Raw genomic sequence first — 14,476 nt, forward strand, 5'->3', positions numbered from 1 at the left:
ACCGGATCATGGGGTTGCCGGCCAGCGGCCGGCACTACCGGGGATCCGACCGGCGGATTGCCGATCAGGCCGCCAGCGAATCCAGGGCGGCTTCCAACGCGTCCAGGTTCGGCAGCAGTGCACTCTGCTCACCCAGCAGCACGCGCATGTGCACGGTCTGCGGCAGGGTTTCTTCGGAGGCGTCGGCCAGCAAGCCGTCGCGCGGCACCGAGATCAGCTGCGGAAAGTTCTGCGTCAGCAGCGCGTAGTACGGGCGCTGCGCGTTGCCGCTGAGGGACTTCAGCACCACCACCTTGTTGTGGCCGGCCACCGTCTCTTCGCCCAGCCCCGAAAGGCGTGCGAACGACACCAGCGGCACCTGCCAGCCGTGCCAGCCGATCTCGCCGACCAGCCAGCGCGGCGCATCGGAGACCGGCTGCACCGGCACGCGCGACATCATTTCGGCCACGGTGGCATTGGGCAGCAGCACGCGCTCGTTGCCGGCCTGAATCAGGACGCCGCGGATTTCGTCATTGCTGGCGTAGCTCATGGTGCGTCTCCGTTGTCGTCCTGCTCACCCCAGCGCGCGGCAATCGCCTGCGCCAGTTCCTGCGGTTCACCGGCCACCATGCCGGCAGCCACCACGGCGGTGGCCGCCGCCGGGTCATAGCAGCCCTCGCCCACCTGCCCGGCCACCCACGCACCGGCGGCCGCCAGGTCCAGCGCCGGGCCTACGTGGGCCAGGTCGGCACCGCTGAGCAGCACCAGCGCGGTGTGTTCGGCCGGCAGCGAAGCGAGCGAAATACCGTTGGCATCGCTATGGAAATGCAGGCCATCGCTGGCCGCGCGCACGCCGATATCATCGGCCAGCACGTGCACTTCGCCCGGCACCGCGTGCTGGCCGGCCTCGGCCAGCTGCACCGGCAACGGCGAAACACGGGACATCTGCTTGACCAGATTGCCGTAGCGGCCACCATCCAGACGCATGTGCACCAGGACCGGCACGCTCAACGACGCGGGCAGTGCGCCGAGCAGGCGACGCAACGCATCCGGGCCACCGATGCCGGCCAGCACCAGCAGCGATGCGGCACGCGCACCGGCCGGGGCGACGGCATCCAGATCGACCAGGCTCAAATGATCGGTATCGAACGAGGGCTGCGGCGCGACGACCGGCGCCACGGCTTCTGCCGATACGGGCGCTTCGATCGATTCTTCCACCAGCGACCAGGCGGTGTGATCGAAGGAGACCGGCGGTGTCGCAGGCGTCGCCGGTTCGGCCAGTGCCTGCGGCGCCGAAGGCGGATCCAGAGGCTCGGGCACGACCGGCTGCAGCGCCGCCAAGGCCTGCTCCAGCGCGATCGGTTCGTGCAGGTCTGCCGGTGGCGAATACAGGCCGTCGGCCGGAACGTCATCGGCCCAGCTCAGCGCCTGTTCCAGGTGCGGGCGCAGGGCTTCTTCCTGCGGCGCCGGCGCGGGCGCGGGATGGCCAGGCTCCAGCTGCAGGCTGGGCTCTTCTTCGGCGCCCGGCGGCAACACCTGCTGGTGGCCGTGCAGCTTGGCGGCCAGGTGGCGCCCCCAGCGTTGCGCCTCCCAGCCGTCGCGGCGGGCGGCCAGCTCAGCCTCATCGAACACCAGGGTCAGCCCCGGTGCCGAGAGCACGGATTCCAACCGTTCCAGTGCGTCCTCGATGGCAGCTTCCAGCGCGATCACCACGAACTGCGGGGCCGCGGCCTGCAGGACCTGCGGCTCCAGGCCGTTCGGATCATCTTCCAGGACCAGCTGTACATCGGCATGCGCCAGCGCCTCGCGCAGGCGTTCACGCGCCGTACCGGGGCGGGCCAGCAGGGCGACGGCCGGGGCCGGATGGGTTTCACTCACGGACACGGGCGATCCCCAGCAGGTCGTACACGTTACGCATCAGGTCCAGTTCCTGGTACGGCTTGCCCAGATAACGCTGGACACCGATCTCGAAGGCACGCTGGCGGTGCTTGTCGCCGCTGCGCGAGGTGATCATCACGATCGGCACATCCCTGTAACGCGGATCGGCACGCATCACAGTGGCCAGCTCGTAGCCGTCCATGCGCGGCATCTCGATGTCCAGCAACATCAGGTCCGGCACGCGCTCTTCCAACCGCTCCAGTGCTTCCACGCCATCGCGGGCGACACTGACTTCGAAGTTGTGGCGTTCGAGGATGCGACCGGTCACCTTGCGCATCGTCAGCGAGTCATCGACCACCATCACCAGCGGTACCTGGCGTTCGTCGCGCGGCGCATTGGCCAGCACCGGTGCCGTCGGATTGGCCAGGAAGCGGCGCACCAGCGGCGCGACGTCCAGGATCACCACCACGCGGCCATCGCCGGTGATGGTGGCACCGTAGATGCCCGGTACCGATGCGATCTGCAGGCCCACCGGCTTGACCACGATTTCGCGGTTGCCCAGCACCTGATCGATCGCCACGGCTGCACGCAGGTCGCCGGCGCGGACCAGCAACAGCGGCACCTGGTCCTGGCCATCGGCACGCGCCGGGGCCTGCCCGACCAGGCTGCCGAGGTCATACAACGGATAGTCTTCGCCGCTGTAGCGGTAGCTGCTGTCGGCGGCCTCGAAACGTTCGCGCGACAGGCGGCCGATACCGCTGACCGAGGCCACCGGCACGGCGAAGGTGGTCTCGCCGATCTGCACGAACACCGCCTGGGTGACGGCCAGCGTCTGCGGCAGGCGCAGAGTGAAGCGCACGCCCTGGCCGCGCACCGACTGGATGTCGACCGAGCCGCCCAGCTGGCGCACTTCGTTGCGCACCACGTCCATGCCCACGCCACGACCGGCCAGCTGGCTGACCTGGTCGGCGGTGGAGAAACCGGAGGCGAAAATCAGGTTGTCCAGTTCCTGATCGTTCGGCTGCGCGTCGGCGGCCAACAGGCCACGGTCGATGGCGCGGCGGCGGATCGCTTCGCGATCGAGGCCGGCACCGTCATCGGCCACTTCCAGCACGATTTCCGAGCCCTCACGGTGCAGGCGGATGGCAACTTCGCCCTCTTCCGGCTTGCCGGCGGCGCGGCGCTGTTCCGGCGCTTCCAGGCCATGGGCCACCGAGTTGCGCAGCATGTGTTCGAGCGGCGCGACCATGCGATCGAGAACATTGCGGTCCAGTTCGCCGTGAGTGCCTTCCAGGGTCAGGTGCACCTGCTTGCCGGTATCCATGCCGGACTGGCGGACCACTCGGCGCAGCCGCGGCACCAGGCCATCGAACGGCACCATGCGCGCGCGCATCAGGCCGTCCTGCAGCTCGGAGCTGACGCGCGACTGTTGTTGCAGCAGCGAATCGTACTGGCGCGACAGATCGTCCAGTACCCCTTGCAGGCCGCCAAGGTCGGCCGCCGATTCGTTCAGCGCACGGCTGAGCTGCTGCAGCGTGGAGAAGCGGTCCAGCTCCAGCGGATCGAACTTCTGGTCTGCCTGGTCCTGCTCACGCTGGTAGCGGGCGACGATCTGCGCTTCGGTTTCCAGGTCGAGCCGGCGCAGCTGGTCGCGCAGTCGCGCATTGGTGCGCTCCAGCTCGCCCATCGCACCACGGAACGCGCCGAGCTGCTGCTCGAGGCGCGAGCGGTAGATCGCCACTTCACCGGCATGGTTGACCAGGCGGTCGAGCAGATCCGCGCGCACGCGCACCTGTTCCTGCTGCGGGCGTGCCAGCGGATCTTCATCGACCACGCCTTCGGCCGGCAGCGGTGCCGACAGTGGCGCATCAAGCAGTGCCGGTGCCGGACTGGCAACCGGTGCCGAAGTGGCTTCTGCGACGCTCGCCACGTTGGCTGCGGCTGCGGCTGCAGCAGCCGCCGCAGCGATATCGGTGGTGGTACGCACTTCGAACGCGTCGACCAGGTCCTGCGCCGGTTCCACCACGCGGTGGTCGCCGGTGCGGGTGAGCAGCTGGTGCAGCCGATCAAATCCGCGCTCCAGCAACTGCACATCGCGGCGTTCGATCTCGGTGCGACCAGCGGCGACGGCTTCCAGCAACGATTCGATGCTGTGGCCAAGATCGCCGATGGCGTTGATGCCGGCCATGCGTGCGCCACCCTTCAGGGTATGCAGGTCACGCTGCAGGCCGGCCAGCACCTCGCGGTCCTGCGGCGCATCGCGCAGCTCGCTGATCAGGCCATCGCAGTGGTCGAGCAGGTCCTTGCCTTCCTCGACGAAGATGTCGACCAGCTCGCGATCGTAGACGCTGAAGTCGAGCGTATCGGCGCTGTCTTCCGGCAACGGGATGTCAAGGACGTCGGGTGCCACGGTTTCAACCACGTCGGCGTCAGGCGCGCCAACGGCCGGGGCATCCGACACGGCATCGGCATCGGCATCGGCAGCTTCGGCGTGGACTTCCACCTGGCCCGGCGCGTCTTCCAGTTCGAAGAACCGCACCGGTCCGGCGGTGGCCGGCGTCGCGGCCTCCGCGATCTCCTCATTCACCGTCGCCGGGGACGGCTGATCGGCGCTCTCTCCTTCACCGATCGCCGCCTCCCCGCCGACGTCCGCATCCTCGGCAAAGGCTTCCGCCTCGCCCGGCGCGAGTTCGCTGGCCTGCAGGCCGAGCACGGACCATTGCCCGTCGTCGGCCAGGGGCTGCTCTTCGTCGATCACGTGCAGGCCGGCCTCGAGCGCGGCGTCCAGCGAGACCGGTTCTGCAAACCCCGGCGCAGCCATTTCATCCTGCAGGCTCGACAGCTCGCTGTCGAGTGGCAGTGCAGCAGGCGTCTCGAATGCCTCAGCGTCCGCGACGTGCACGTGATCGAACGAGGACGCATTCAGGTCCGATGCGACGGCTTCGACAGCATCAGGAATCTCTTCGGCATCGCGGTCGTCGACCGGCAGCGCACTGGCATCCAGGTACGGCGACAGATCGTCCACGACGGTCAAACCGGCATCGTCGGCCAACAGCGGCGCGCTTTCGGCCTCCGCCTGGACACCGTCTACCTCAGCGCCCGGAACGTCGTCGGCCACCTGGATCGATTCGACCACCGGTAGCGACGCCGCTCCCTCACCCGGTACCGACGGCCATCCGGCATCGAAGTAGCGCGAAAGATCGTCGCTGGCGGTCAGCTCACCGACCTCCAGCCCGCCATCGCCCTCGATCGCGGCATCCTCGACCGGGGTTTCGGCGACATCGGCAACTGCCTGTGGTTCCTGCTCCGGCGCGACGGACGAAAGCGGTACCGCATCGGTTTCAGGCGCGACGGCTGCCGGGGCGTCCGCATCCCATTCCGCCGTCGGTTCGTCATCCAGCGCCAGCTCAGCTTCGTCGTCCTCCAGGCCCACCATCGGCCAGCGCGCTTCCGGCAACTCGCTGGCCAGCGCCTGCAGGCGCTGTGCCAGTACCTGTTGCGGTGCGATACGCGGCTGTTCGGCCTGCAGCGCTTCCATGGTGGCGGTGATCGCCTGCGCGGTCGCATCCAGCGCGGCCACGCCCTCATCACCCGGCACCACTTCGGCGGCCAGTGCACGCTTGATGTAGGACTCTGCACCGCCGGTTACAGCCGTGATCTCGGGCACTTCGGTCATCGCGAAGGCGCCGTTCATGGTGTGCACTGCGCGCAGGAGTGCGTCGCTGACAGGCTGCGGTGCCTGCTGCGCCGAACGCAGCCAGTCCTGCAGGGTGGCCTGATGGACTTCCACCTCGGCCTCGAGAATCTCGCGCAGCACGCTGTCGATGTTGGCCGGCGTGCCAGCGATTTCGCCCTCCACAACGCTGTCAGCCGGCGCAGATCCGGCAGCCTCGGTGTCGAGAATGCGGCTGATCTCCTCTTCGCCCTCGACTTCGGCCACCGGTGCAACCGATGCAGTGGCCCCAGGCAGGGGTACGTAGTAGGTCTCCTCGCCTGCACCGACACGATCGGCGATGGCCTGCATGGCCTGCAGGTCGACGCTGATGCGGTGGCCATGGCGCAGCGCCGCGTTCAGCTGCGGCAGCGCCGCATGCGCGTTGTCGACCATCGCCAGCACGGCGGGAGATGCGGCGCGGCTGCCATCCAGCACGCGGTTGAGCATGCCTTCGATCTTCCACGCGAACTCACCCAGGGTGCGTGCGCCGACCAGGCGGCCACTGCCCTTGAGGGTATGGAAGATGCGGCGGATCGGGCGCAGCCGGTCCATGTTGTCCGGCTGCATGCGCCATGCCGGCAGCAGCGTGCCGAGATTGGCCAGCTCATCGTCGAACTCTTCCAGGAACACCTCGCGGATGTCCTCGTCGATGTTCTCGGCATCGTCGTCGAAACCGGCGTCGAAGCCCGCATTGGTGTCAGCGTCGGTCCCGGCAACGGCCGAATCCACCGCCTCCGGCGCTGCCGCAGCGGCCATCGCCTGTGGATTGAAGCCGGCAGCGGCCGCACTCAACTCGGCGAAGAACTGGGCGTCGGCCTCGCTGAAATCGATCGGCGCGATGGTGTCGATATCGATCACCGACACGGCCGGAGCGGACGTATCCGCCGCAGGAGGCGCCGCATCGATCAACGGCGACGTGATCGACGGTACCGGCAGGTCATCCGGGGCCTCATCCACCCCGGCCAGCGGCGGAACGACGGCATCGACGATCTCCAGCGACGGATGCAACGCGGCGTCATCGTCCAGCGACAGCGTTTCCATCGCATGCAGCGACAGCACGTCGTCAGCGTTGTCCAGCGCGTCGGCATCGAAGCGGAACACCACGTCGTCGGCCACGGCAGCCGCATCCTGTTCGGCCGCCACCGGGTCGAACACCGGTGCAGCATCGAAAGCGGTCGCGGAGGAATCCACCGCGTCCGTCCTCTCATCGATCACAGGCGCTGCGCTTTCCTCAAGCATCTGCGGCGCCCCGGACAGCGACCACTGCGGCGCACCGGAGTGATCACCCTCGGCCAGCTCGAAGCTGACCGGATCGAAACTGGCGAAGGTCGGGCTGCGCTCGTCATCGGCAGGCACGATGGCGTCGGCCTCCGGATGGAACGGCGCCAGCTCCCACTGCGGGACATCCGGCGCAGGTGCGCTGGATGCCGCGAAGACCAGCGATGCGTCCGCATCGTCGTGCGTCGGCAACGGCGAAGCACCGGTATCAGCCGTGCTGGCGGCCACGGCTGCCACGGTGCCCAGCGCGCCGAACATCAGGCGGTTGTCGGACACCATCGGCGCCGGCGAGGCCGGCGGCTGATCGAAGGTGAAGTCCGGCAGTGGCACCGGCACGTCGCCGGCAGCGGGCGCCGCAGGCTGCACCGGAACCCCGATGCGCTCCGGCTGCAGGGGCTCGGCGTGCAACGCAACCGGCTCACGTTGGACCGGCAGCAGTGCCGGCGCGTCCGGCGCAACGGCATTGTGCTCCGGCAGCGGCCAGTAGCGCAGTGCCTCGAGGCTGCTGCGGGTGATTTCGAGGATGTCCTCTCGGCCCGGGCGGCGGTCGCGCAGGGCTTCCAGGTAGTACTCCAGGCTGGCCATGGCATCGGCCAGGGTGTCCAGTTGGCGGCCGCTGGGCACGCGCTGGCGGCCGATCAGTTCGGCCTCGATGTACTGCTGCACGCCGCGCAGGTAATCGGCGGCGGTACCCAGGTCGAGCATGCGCAGCGCGCCGGACACATCGCCCAGCAGGCGTGGCACATCCTGCAGCTCGGCATGGTTCCAGCTGGTTTCGATGAAGGCGACGAAATGCTCGCGGGCAGCGGCGAAGTTGGCGATGGCTTCATGCGCCAGCACCTCCACCGTTCGCCGGTTCTCGACCGCGCTCGGGTCGTCCTCGCCACTGCCGCCGGCGCCCAGATGGGCAACCTGGTCGTCCAGCGAGGCATCGACGTACAGCAGTGCACCGGCAATATCCAGCAGCAGGTTCTCGTCGATCTGCTGGCGACCTTCGACCACGCCGCGCAGCGCATCGCGCTGCTGCACGACCACGCCGCGGGCAACGCCCAGGCCCATCATGCCCAGCGTATCGGCCACGGCGCCGAGCTCGTTGGCCTGGGTCTGCAGCTGTTCCGGCGCACCACCTGTGCGCAGGTGCAGGTCAAGCGCATCCTTGATGCGCAGCAGTTCTTCCTTCACCGCGCTGCCGACCGTGTCGAGCAGCTCGCGATTACGCCCGCTCAGGCTGCCACGGGCATGGTCCAGCTCGGCCTCGGTGGCGGTGACGCTGTCCGGCGCAAAGGCCAGCAGCACACTGTCAGTGACGCCTTCTTCGCCGCGCGACGCACGGATCTCGTTGAGCAGCGGCATCAGCACGATCGGAATGTCGCGATGGCCGTTCTGCAGGCGCTCCAGATAGTCGGGCAGCAGCACGCTGCCACGCATCAGGGTTGCGCAGGCTTCATCACGGTCGGCCACGCGGCCGGCGCCGATGGCGTTGGCCAGCTGCTCCAGCTCTTCGGCCACCATCGCCGGGGCATACAGCTCGACCATGCGCAGGGTGCCCTGCACCTGGTGCAGGTAGCCGGCGCAGATGCGCATGCGGCTGGCATCGGTCGGGTCTTCGGCGTAGTACTCGACCTCGTTGCGCACCTGGCGCAGGGTCTCGTCCAGCTCGGGCTTGACCCAGCCCAGCGCTGCGTGGCTCATCGCATCGCGCAGACTGCTCATGGACGCGCTCCGTTCGCCGCCGCGCGGTGGCCGCGCGAGTTCTGGCGTGGGGAATGGAAATGCTTCATCGACTGGTTCCTTGCTCGCCGCTCTGCCCGTGTCACGCCGGCAGCTTGAAGTCGGCGACCGAACGGCGCAGGTCCGCCGCCAGCTGCGCGAGGTGGCCGATCGACTCGGCGGTCTGTCCGGCACCCTGCGAGGTCTGCCCGGTGATCTGCCGGATCACGCCCATGGTGCGGGTGATGTCCGAGGCGGCGGCCGATTGCTGCTGGGCGGCGATGGAGATGTTCTTGATGAGGGTGTTCAGCGCGTTTGACACGCGTTCGATCTCGGTCAGCGCGGTACCGGCGTCCTCGGCCAGGCGCGCACCAGACACCACTTCGGCCGTGGTCTGCTCCATCGAGGTGACCGCTTCATTGGTGTCGGCCTGAATGGCCTGGACCAGGTTTTCGATGCGTCGGGTCGCACCCGAGGTGCGTTCTGCCAGGCGCTGCACTTCGTCGGCCACGACCGCGAAACCGCGGCCCGCTTCACCGGCCGACGCGGCCTGCACCGCCGCGTTCAACGCCAGGATGTTGGTCTGCTCGGAAATGTCGTTGATCAGTTCCACGATCGAGCCGATTTCCTGCGACGACTCGCCCAGGCGCTTGATGCGCTTGGAGGTTTCCTGGATCTGGTCACGGATCTGGTCCATGCCCTGGATGGTCTCGCGCACCACGCCGGCACCCTCGGCGGCGATCACCACCGAACGCTGTGCCACGTCGGCCGACTCGGCCGAGTTGCGCGACACCTGCTCGATGCTCGCCGCGATTTCGCCGATGCGGTCCGAGGCCGAGGTGATCTGGTTGGCCTGGTGGCCCGCCGCCTCTGCCAGCTGCATGGCGGTGGCCTGGGTTTCCTGGGTGGACATCGCGACCTTGGCCGAGGTGTCGTTGATGGTGGTCACCAGGTGGCGCAGCTCGTCCACCGCGTAGTTGATCGCGTCGGCGATCGCGCCGGTCATGTCCTCGGTCACCGAGGCCTTCACCGTCAGGTCGCCCTCGCCGAGCGAGGAGATTTCGTCCAGCAGCCGCATGATCGCCTGCTGGTTGCGGCTGTTGAATTCCACCTGGGTCTGGTAGCGCAGTTCCTGCTCGCGCGAGCGGCTGCGCACGTTGGTGGAGACGAAGCCGATGATCGCGATCAGCGACAGCGCACCGGAGACCACGCCAATCCAGAAGTTCGGGAACAGGCGGGTGTCGGATACCGAGCCGAACGAGGAGAACGCGTCGAACAACTTGCGGCTGTCATCCAGCATGTGTGCCGAACCCTGGCCCAGCGCGGTGGCAGCGGACTGCGCCGCAAACAGCTGGCGCGAGCTGGCCAGGATCGCGTCGGCGTCCTGCTTCATCGCTTCCCACTTCTGCTGCGACTGTTCCAGCGCGGCCACGGCGGCGGCACCGCGCACGGCGGTGATGCCCAGTTCCTCGTTGCCGTTGCGCAGGCCGTCGAGCACCTGCGAGAACACGGTGATGTCACGTGCCAGCGCATCGCCGGAGGTCGCCGCGGCGCTGCCGCCGGCACGCATTTCGGTCACGCGGCGGGCCATCGAACCGGCCACCACGACCTGCTGCAGCGCGCTGTACACCTGCGACGACGGCGCGCCGGAAGCGGACATCGCACGCACCAGCTCGTTCAGCTGGGCCTGCAGGCCCGGCACTGCGCCGGTGAAGTTGTTCGCGTTGCCGGCCAGCGCCAGCACGGCCGGTTCGCTGGCCACCAGCTGCCCGGCCTGCTTGCCCAGCGGCGCCCACGTCTCGCCGAGGGTGGCGATGGCACCGGCTACGCCCGGCTCCTTGCCGTAGCGTCCCTGCAGGGTCGACACGTTCTGCTCGATCGCGTTGCGGGTGGCCTTGAAGGCGGTGAAGGCCTGGGCGTTGCCGCCGACCGCGTCACGTCCCTGGTTGGCCAGCTGCTGCGACAGCACCTGCAGGTCGGCGGCCTTGGAGCCGGCGTCGGCAAGGCGGCTGCCCTGCCAAGTGGCGACGCCGGTGTTGACGCCGAACAGGATCATCGATGCCAGCAGCAGGAACAGCCAGAGGTTGCTGCCGCCCAGCCGCAGCTTGCCGGTCTTGGTGGCGTCCGAAGCAGTACTCATCGTTCAACCTCGATCTTCAATGCAGGGGGCGATGCCCGGCCTCAGGCCGCGGCTTGCCGGAATTCAGGGGTGCGCGACAGCAGCGAGAGCGAGAACACGCCCCAGTCGTGGCCGTCGGCATGGAAAGCACGATCGACGAAATGCCCGTAGCGGCCTTCGGCCAACGTGCCCGCTTCGATCTGCTGGTCCAGCTCGAAGCTGCGCTGGCCGAACAGTTCATCGATGGTCAGTGCGACGTCGCCGCCGGCCTGGCGCATGATCAGCACGCGCTGGCCTTCCTGCTGCACGGTGCGCGTGCCTTCCAGGAAGTACTTCAGGTCGACCACCGGGAACAGGTTGCCGCGCAGGTTGCCCACGCCCAGCAGCCAGGGCTGCGCACAGGGCACCGGGGTCACCGGCGGCATCGGTACGATTTCCACCACTTCGCGGAAATCGGACACCAGCCGGCGCTGGCCGACGCGGAAACCCACGCCACGCCACAGGTCTTGGGCAAACTGCTTCCCGGGCAGCTGCACCGCATGGGCCAGGCTGCGCCGTTCATAGGCTTCAAGGATGTCGAAGGGCGAGCGCATCAGGCCACCAGTTCGTTGATCCGCGCGATCAGTTCATCCTCGCGCGGCGGCTTGACGATGTAATCGGCGGCGCCCTGGCGCAGGCCCCAGGCCTTGTCGGTTTCCATCGCCTTGGTGCTGACGATGATCACCGGGATGTGCTTGATCGCCGCATCACGGGCCATCGCACGGGTCGCCTGGAAACCGCTCATGCCGGGCAGGACCACGTCCATCAGCACCAGCTGCGGCACCTGGTCGCGGACCAGCTGCAGGCCATCCTCGGCGTTGTCCGCTTCCAGCACTTCGTGGCCGGCACGGCGCAGCCACTGGGTGAACACCGCGCGGTCGGTCGGTGAATCCTCGATCAGGACGATACGAGCCATTGTGCCTTTCCCCCCTGGTCAGGCGTTGACGTATGTGCGGATGGCACCCAGCAGTTCTTCACGCGTAAAAGGCTTCGTCAGGTACTGCTCCGAGCCGACGATGCGTCCCCGCGCCTTGTCGAACAGGCCATCCTTGGACGACAGCATGATGACCGGGGTCGCCTTGAACAGCTGGTTGCCCTTGATCAGCGCGCAGGTCTGGTACCCGTCCAGGCGCGGCATCATGATGTCGACGAAGATGATCTGCGGTTGCTGGTCTGCGATCTTGGCAAGCGCTTCGAAGCCGTCGGTGGCGGTGACCACCTCGCAGCCTTCGCGCTTGAGCAGCGTTTCCGCAGTCCTGCGGATGGTCTTCGAATCATCGATGACCATCACCCGGAGTCCTGCGAGTTCCCCGCCCGCAGTCGTGTTTTCAGTCATTGCCTATCCCCAAGCGCACGGCCCGATCTCTGGCGGGGGCCGCTGCGAAAGCGTATCTATATCGCACTTTCCGCGCCCGCTTCAAGGCCGCCCCACGGCGCGGGGCATGGCCCCCTCCTGAACGTGACGGGTTTCGCAATGAGTGCGCGACCGCCGGGCGGACGCTGCGTTGCAGTATGGCAGGGAGGCGCGCGACCGGCGTTGCCGCTACCATCAACGCCTTGCCTGACAGGTGCGACCATGCCGTTGAACGTCATCGTGGTGATGGACCCCATCGCCCACATCAAGATCGCCAAGGACACCACCTTCGCCATGCTGGTGGAAGCCCAGCGCCGCGGCCATGCCCTGCACTACGTGCGGCCGGGCGGACTGGCCCTGGAAGGTGGCGTGGCGGTGGCCCAGACCGCGCCGCTGCAGGTGCGCGACGACCCGGCCGGCTGGTATGAGCTGGGTGAGTTCAGCCGTACCGAGTTCGGACCCGGCCAGATCGTGCTGATGCGCAAGGACCCGCCGGTCGACGCCGAGTACATCTACGACACCCAGGTGCTGGACGTGGCCGCCGCTGCCGGTGCCTGCGTGGTCAACAACCCGCAGGGCCTGCGCGACTACAACGAGAAGCTGGCAGCCCTGCTGTTCCCGCAGTGCTGCCCGCCGACCCTGGTCAGCCGCGATGCCAAGGCGCTGAAGGCCTTCGCCCTCGAACACGGCCAGGCCGTGCTGAAGCCGCTGGACGGCATGGGCGGCCGCTCGATTTTCCGCAGCGGCCAGGGCGATCCGAACCTGAACGTGATCCTGGAGACACTGACCGACGGCGGCCGCAAGCTGGCGCTGGCCCAGAAGTTCATTCCCGACATCAGCGCCGGCGACAAGCGCATCCTGCTGGTCGACGGCGAACCGGTCGATTACTGCCTGGCGCGCATTCCCCAGGGTGACGAGTTCCGCGGCAACCTGGCGGCCGGCGGCCGTGGCGAAGGGCGCCCGTTGAGCGAGCGTGACCGCTGGATCGCCGGCCAGGTCGGCCCGGAGATGAAGCGTCGTGGCATGCGCTTCGTCGGCCTGGACGTGATCGGCGATTACCTGACCGAGGTCAACGTGACCAGCCCGACCTGCGTGCGCGAGCTCGACGCGCAGTACGGCCTGAACATTGCCGGCACCCTGTTCGACGCGCTCGAGGCCGGCCTGCGCTGATGCCGTCCGCACCTGCCGTTCTGCCCCCGCCGCCACGCGAAGCGCAACGGCTGGGGGCCACCATCGCACTGTCGGTGCTGGTCCACGCCCTGCTGATCCTGGGCGTGGGCTTCGCCGTGAAAGGCGATGCTCCGCTGGTGCCGACGCTGGAAGTGATCTTCAGCCAGACGCGCACCGCACTGACGCCAAAGCAGGCTGATTTCCTTGCCGCCGCCAACCAGGAAGGCGGTGGCGAGCACGACCGCGCACAGCGTCCGCGCGACAACCAGGCCGGCATCGTGCCGCAGGCCCAGTCCGGGTTGAGCCCGGTGCCGCAGCAACAGCAATCGGCCGCGCCGGTTCCGCCGCCGCAGGCACGGGTGGTCAGCAGCCGCAACGGACAGGACTCGGTGGCACAGGCGCAGGCCCAGCCATCCCCGGAACGCCCCGAGCCGGACGCGCCGTTGAGTGCACGCGAGCAGCGCGACGTGGAGATGGCGCGACTGGCTGCCGAGGTGCATCTGCGCTCGGCGCAGTATGCCAAGCGCCCGAATCGCAAGTTCGTGTCGGCCAGCACGCGTGAATATGCCTATGCCAATTACCTGCGCGCCTGGGTCGACCGCGCCGAGCGCGTCGGCAACCTGAATTACCCGGACGAGGCCCGGCAGCGCCGGCTCGGCGGCCAGGTGGTGATCAGCGTGGGCGTGCGCCGCGATGGCAGCGTGGAGAGCAGCCGCATCCTGCGTTCAAGCGGGACGCCGCTGCTGGATGAAGCGGCGCTGCGGGTGGTGACGCTGGCGCAGCCGTTCCCGCCGTTGCCAAAGACCGAGGACGAGATCGACATCCTGCAGGTCACCCGCACGTGGGTGTTCCTGCCCGGCGGCGAACTGCACGACGACCGGTAGGGGTTTGTTGCCCGGGCCTGCGGCCCGGGACCCGCTGATGGGCTAGAGCAACAGCAACAGCAGCGGTTGGTGTCCTGAAGCTTGGCGGGGCGGTGTCGGGCGGCGGGGACGCCGCAAGTACGTCCGTGTAGGCTTAGCCGCGGCATCCATGCCGCGGATACCCCGCCGCCCGACACCGCCCCGCCTCTGACAGATCGCGGCGCACCATTGCTTGGGTAGGTGTCGACCTTGGTCGACACACATCCACGCCACGCGTGGATGCAAGCGAAGCGACCCGCTTTTGATTTTGACTTTTCTTTTTTTGATCTTCCGTGGCGGACGCGCACGGAAACTGTCAGAGGCCGGGCGGG

General features: G+C 68.1%; 9 protein-coding genes. 2 read left to right on the forward strand and 7 right to left on the reverse strand.

Annotated features, from left to right (window positions below; genetic code table 11):
* Nucleotides 1-64: 64 nt before the first annotated feature.
* The 7 genes from HMPREF3114_RS14185 to pilG form a co-directional block, all read right to left on the reverse strand.
* The gene (locus tag HMPREF3114_RS14185) at nucleotides 65-529 is read right to left on the reverse strand and encodes a chemotaxis protein CheW (RefSeq protein ID WP_005418442.1); all 465 of its coding nucleotides are present in this window, start codon (nucleotides 527-529) and stop codon (nucleotides 65-67) included.
* Complete coding sequence (locus HMPREF3114_RS14190) at nucleotides 526-1,863, reverse strand: chemotaxis protein CheB (RefSeq protein WP_053499526.1); 1,338 nt, start codon at nucleotides 1,861-1,863, stop codon at nucleotides 526-528. Before HMPREF3114_RS14190 ends, HMPREF3114_RS14185 begins: the two co-directional genes overlap by 4 nt.
* A complete protein-coding gene (locus tag HMPREF3114_RS14195; protein ID WP_053499528.1) occupies nucleotides 1,850-8,563 on the reverse strand; it encodes an Hpt domain-containing protein in 6,714 nt (2,237 codons plus the stop codon). Before HMPREF3114_RS14195 ends, HMPREF3114_RS14190 begins: the two co-directional genes overlap by 14 nt.
* A gap of 100 nt (nucleotides 8,564-8,663) precedes the next feature.
* A complete protein-coding gene (locus tag HMPREF3114_RS14200) occupies nucleotides 8,664-10,700 on the reverse strand; it encodes a methyl-accepting chemotaxis protein (protein WP_049415562.1) in 2,037 nt (678 codons plus the stop codon).
* Between the two features lie 41 nt (nucleotides 10,701-10,741).
* The gene (locus HMPREF3114_RS14205) at nucleotides 10,742-11,272 is read right to left on the reverse strand and encodes a chemotaxis protein CheW (protein ID WP_005418454.1); all 531 of its coding nucleotides are present in this window, start codon (nucleotides 11,270-11,272) and stop codon (nucleotides 10,742-10,744) included.
* Entirely contained in the window at nucleotides 11,272-11,634 is a 363-nt protein-coding gene (locus HMPREF3114_RS14210) for a response regulator (protein ID WP_005410717.1), read from the reverse strand. The genes HMPREF3114_RS14205 and HMPREF3114_RS14210 overlap by 1 nt, the downstream gene beginning before the upstream one ends.
* 18 nt (nucleotides 11,635-11,652) lie before the next feature.
* On the reverse strand, nucleotides 11,653-12,054 hold the full coding sequence (gene pilG, locus HMPREF3114_RS14215; RefSeq protein WP_005418455.1) for a twitching motility response regulator PilG: 402 nt from the start codon (nucleotides 12,052-12,054) through the stop codon (nucleotides 11,653-11,655).
* 240 nt (nucleotides 12,055-12,294) lie between these two features.
* On the opposite strand from pilG, the gene gshB reads away from it, so the two are divergent.
* Entirely contained in the window at nucleotides 12,295-13,242 is a 948-nt protein-coding gene (gshB, locus tag HMPREF3114_RS14220; protein ID WP_053499530.1) for a glutathione synthase, read from the forward strand.
* Nucleotides 13,242-14,126, forward strand: a complete 885-nt coding sequence (locus HMPREF3114_RS14225) for an energy transducer TonB (RefSeq protein ID WP_053499532.1) — start codon at nucleotides 13,242-13,244, stop codon at nucleotides 14,124-14,126. Before gshB ends, HMPREF3114_RS14225 begins: the two co-directional genes overlap by 1 nt.
* Nucleotides 14,127-14,476 lie beyond the last annotated feature (350 nt).

The sequence above is a fragment of the Stenotrophomonas sp. HMSC10F07 genome (assembly GCF_001807895.1).
In the GTDB taxonomy this organism is placed as follows: domain Bacteria; phylum Pseudomonadota; class Gammaproteobacteria; order Xanthomonadales; family Xanthomonadaceae; genus Stenotrophomonas; species Stenotrophomonas sepilia.

Bases quoted from the DNA above. Each gene is read 5' to 3' on its own strand.
- HMPREF3114_RS14185 (WP_005418442.1), bottom strand. From the start codon at position 529: ATGAGCTACGCCAGCAATGACGAAATCCGCGGCGTCCTGATTCAGGCC.
- HMPREF3114_RS14195 (WP_053499528.1), bottom strand. From the start codon at position 8,563: ATGAGCAGTCTGCGCGATGCGATGAGCCACGCAGCGCTGGGCTGGGTC.
- HMPREF3114_RS14200 (WP_049415562.1), bottom strand. From the start codon at position 10,700: ATGAGTACTGCTTCGGACGCCACCAAGACCGGCAAGCTGCGGCTGGGC.
- HMPREF3114_RS14205 (WP_005418454.1), bottom strand. From the start codon at position 11,272: ATGCGCTCGCCCTTCGACATCCTTGAAGCCTATGAACGGCGCAGCCTG.
- HMPREF3114_RS14210 (WP_005410717.1), bottom strand. From the start codon at position 11,634: ATGGCTCGTATCGTCCTGATCGAGGATTCACCGACCGACCGCGCGGTG.
- pilG (WP_005418455.1), bottom strand. From the start codon at position 12,054: ATGACTGAAAACACGACTGCGGGCGGGGAACTCGCAGGACTCCGGGTG.
- gshB (WP_053499530.1), top strand. From the start codon at position 12,295: ATGCCGTTGAACGTCATCGTGGTGATGGACCCCATCGCCCACATCAAG.
- HMPREF3114_RS14225 (WP_053499532.1), top strand. From the start codon at position 13,242: ATGCCGTCCGCACCTGCCGTTCTGCCCCCGCCGCCACGCGAAGCGCAA.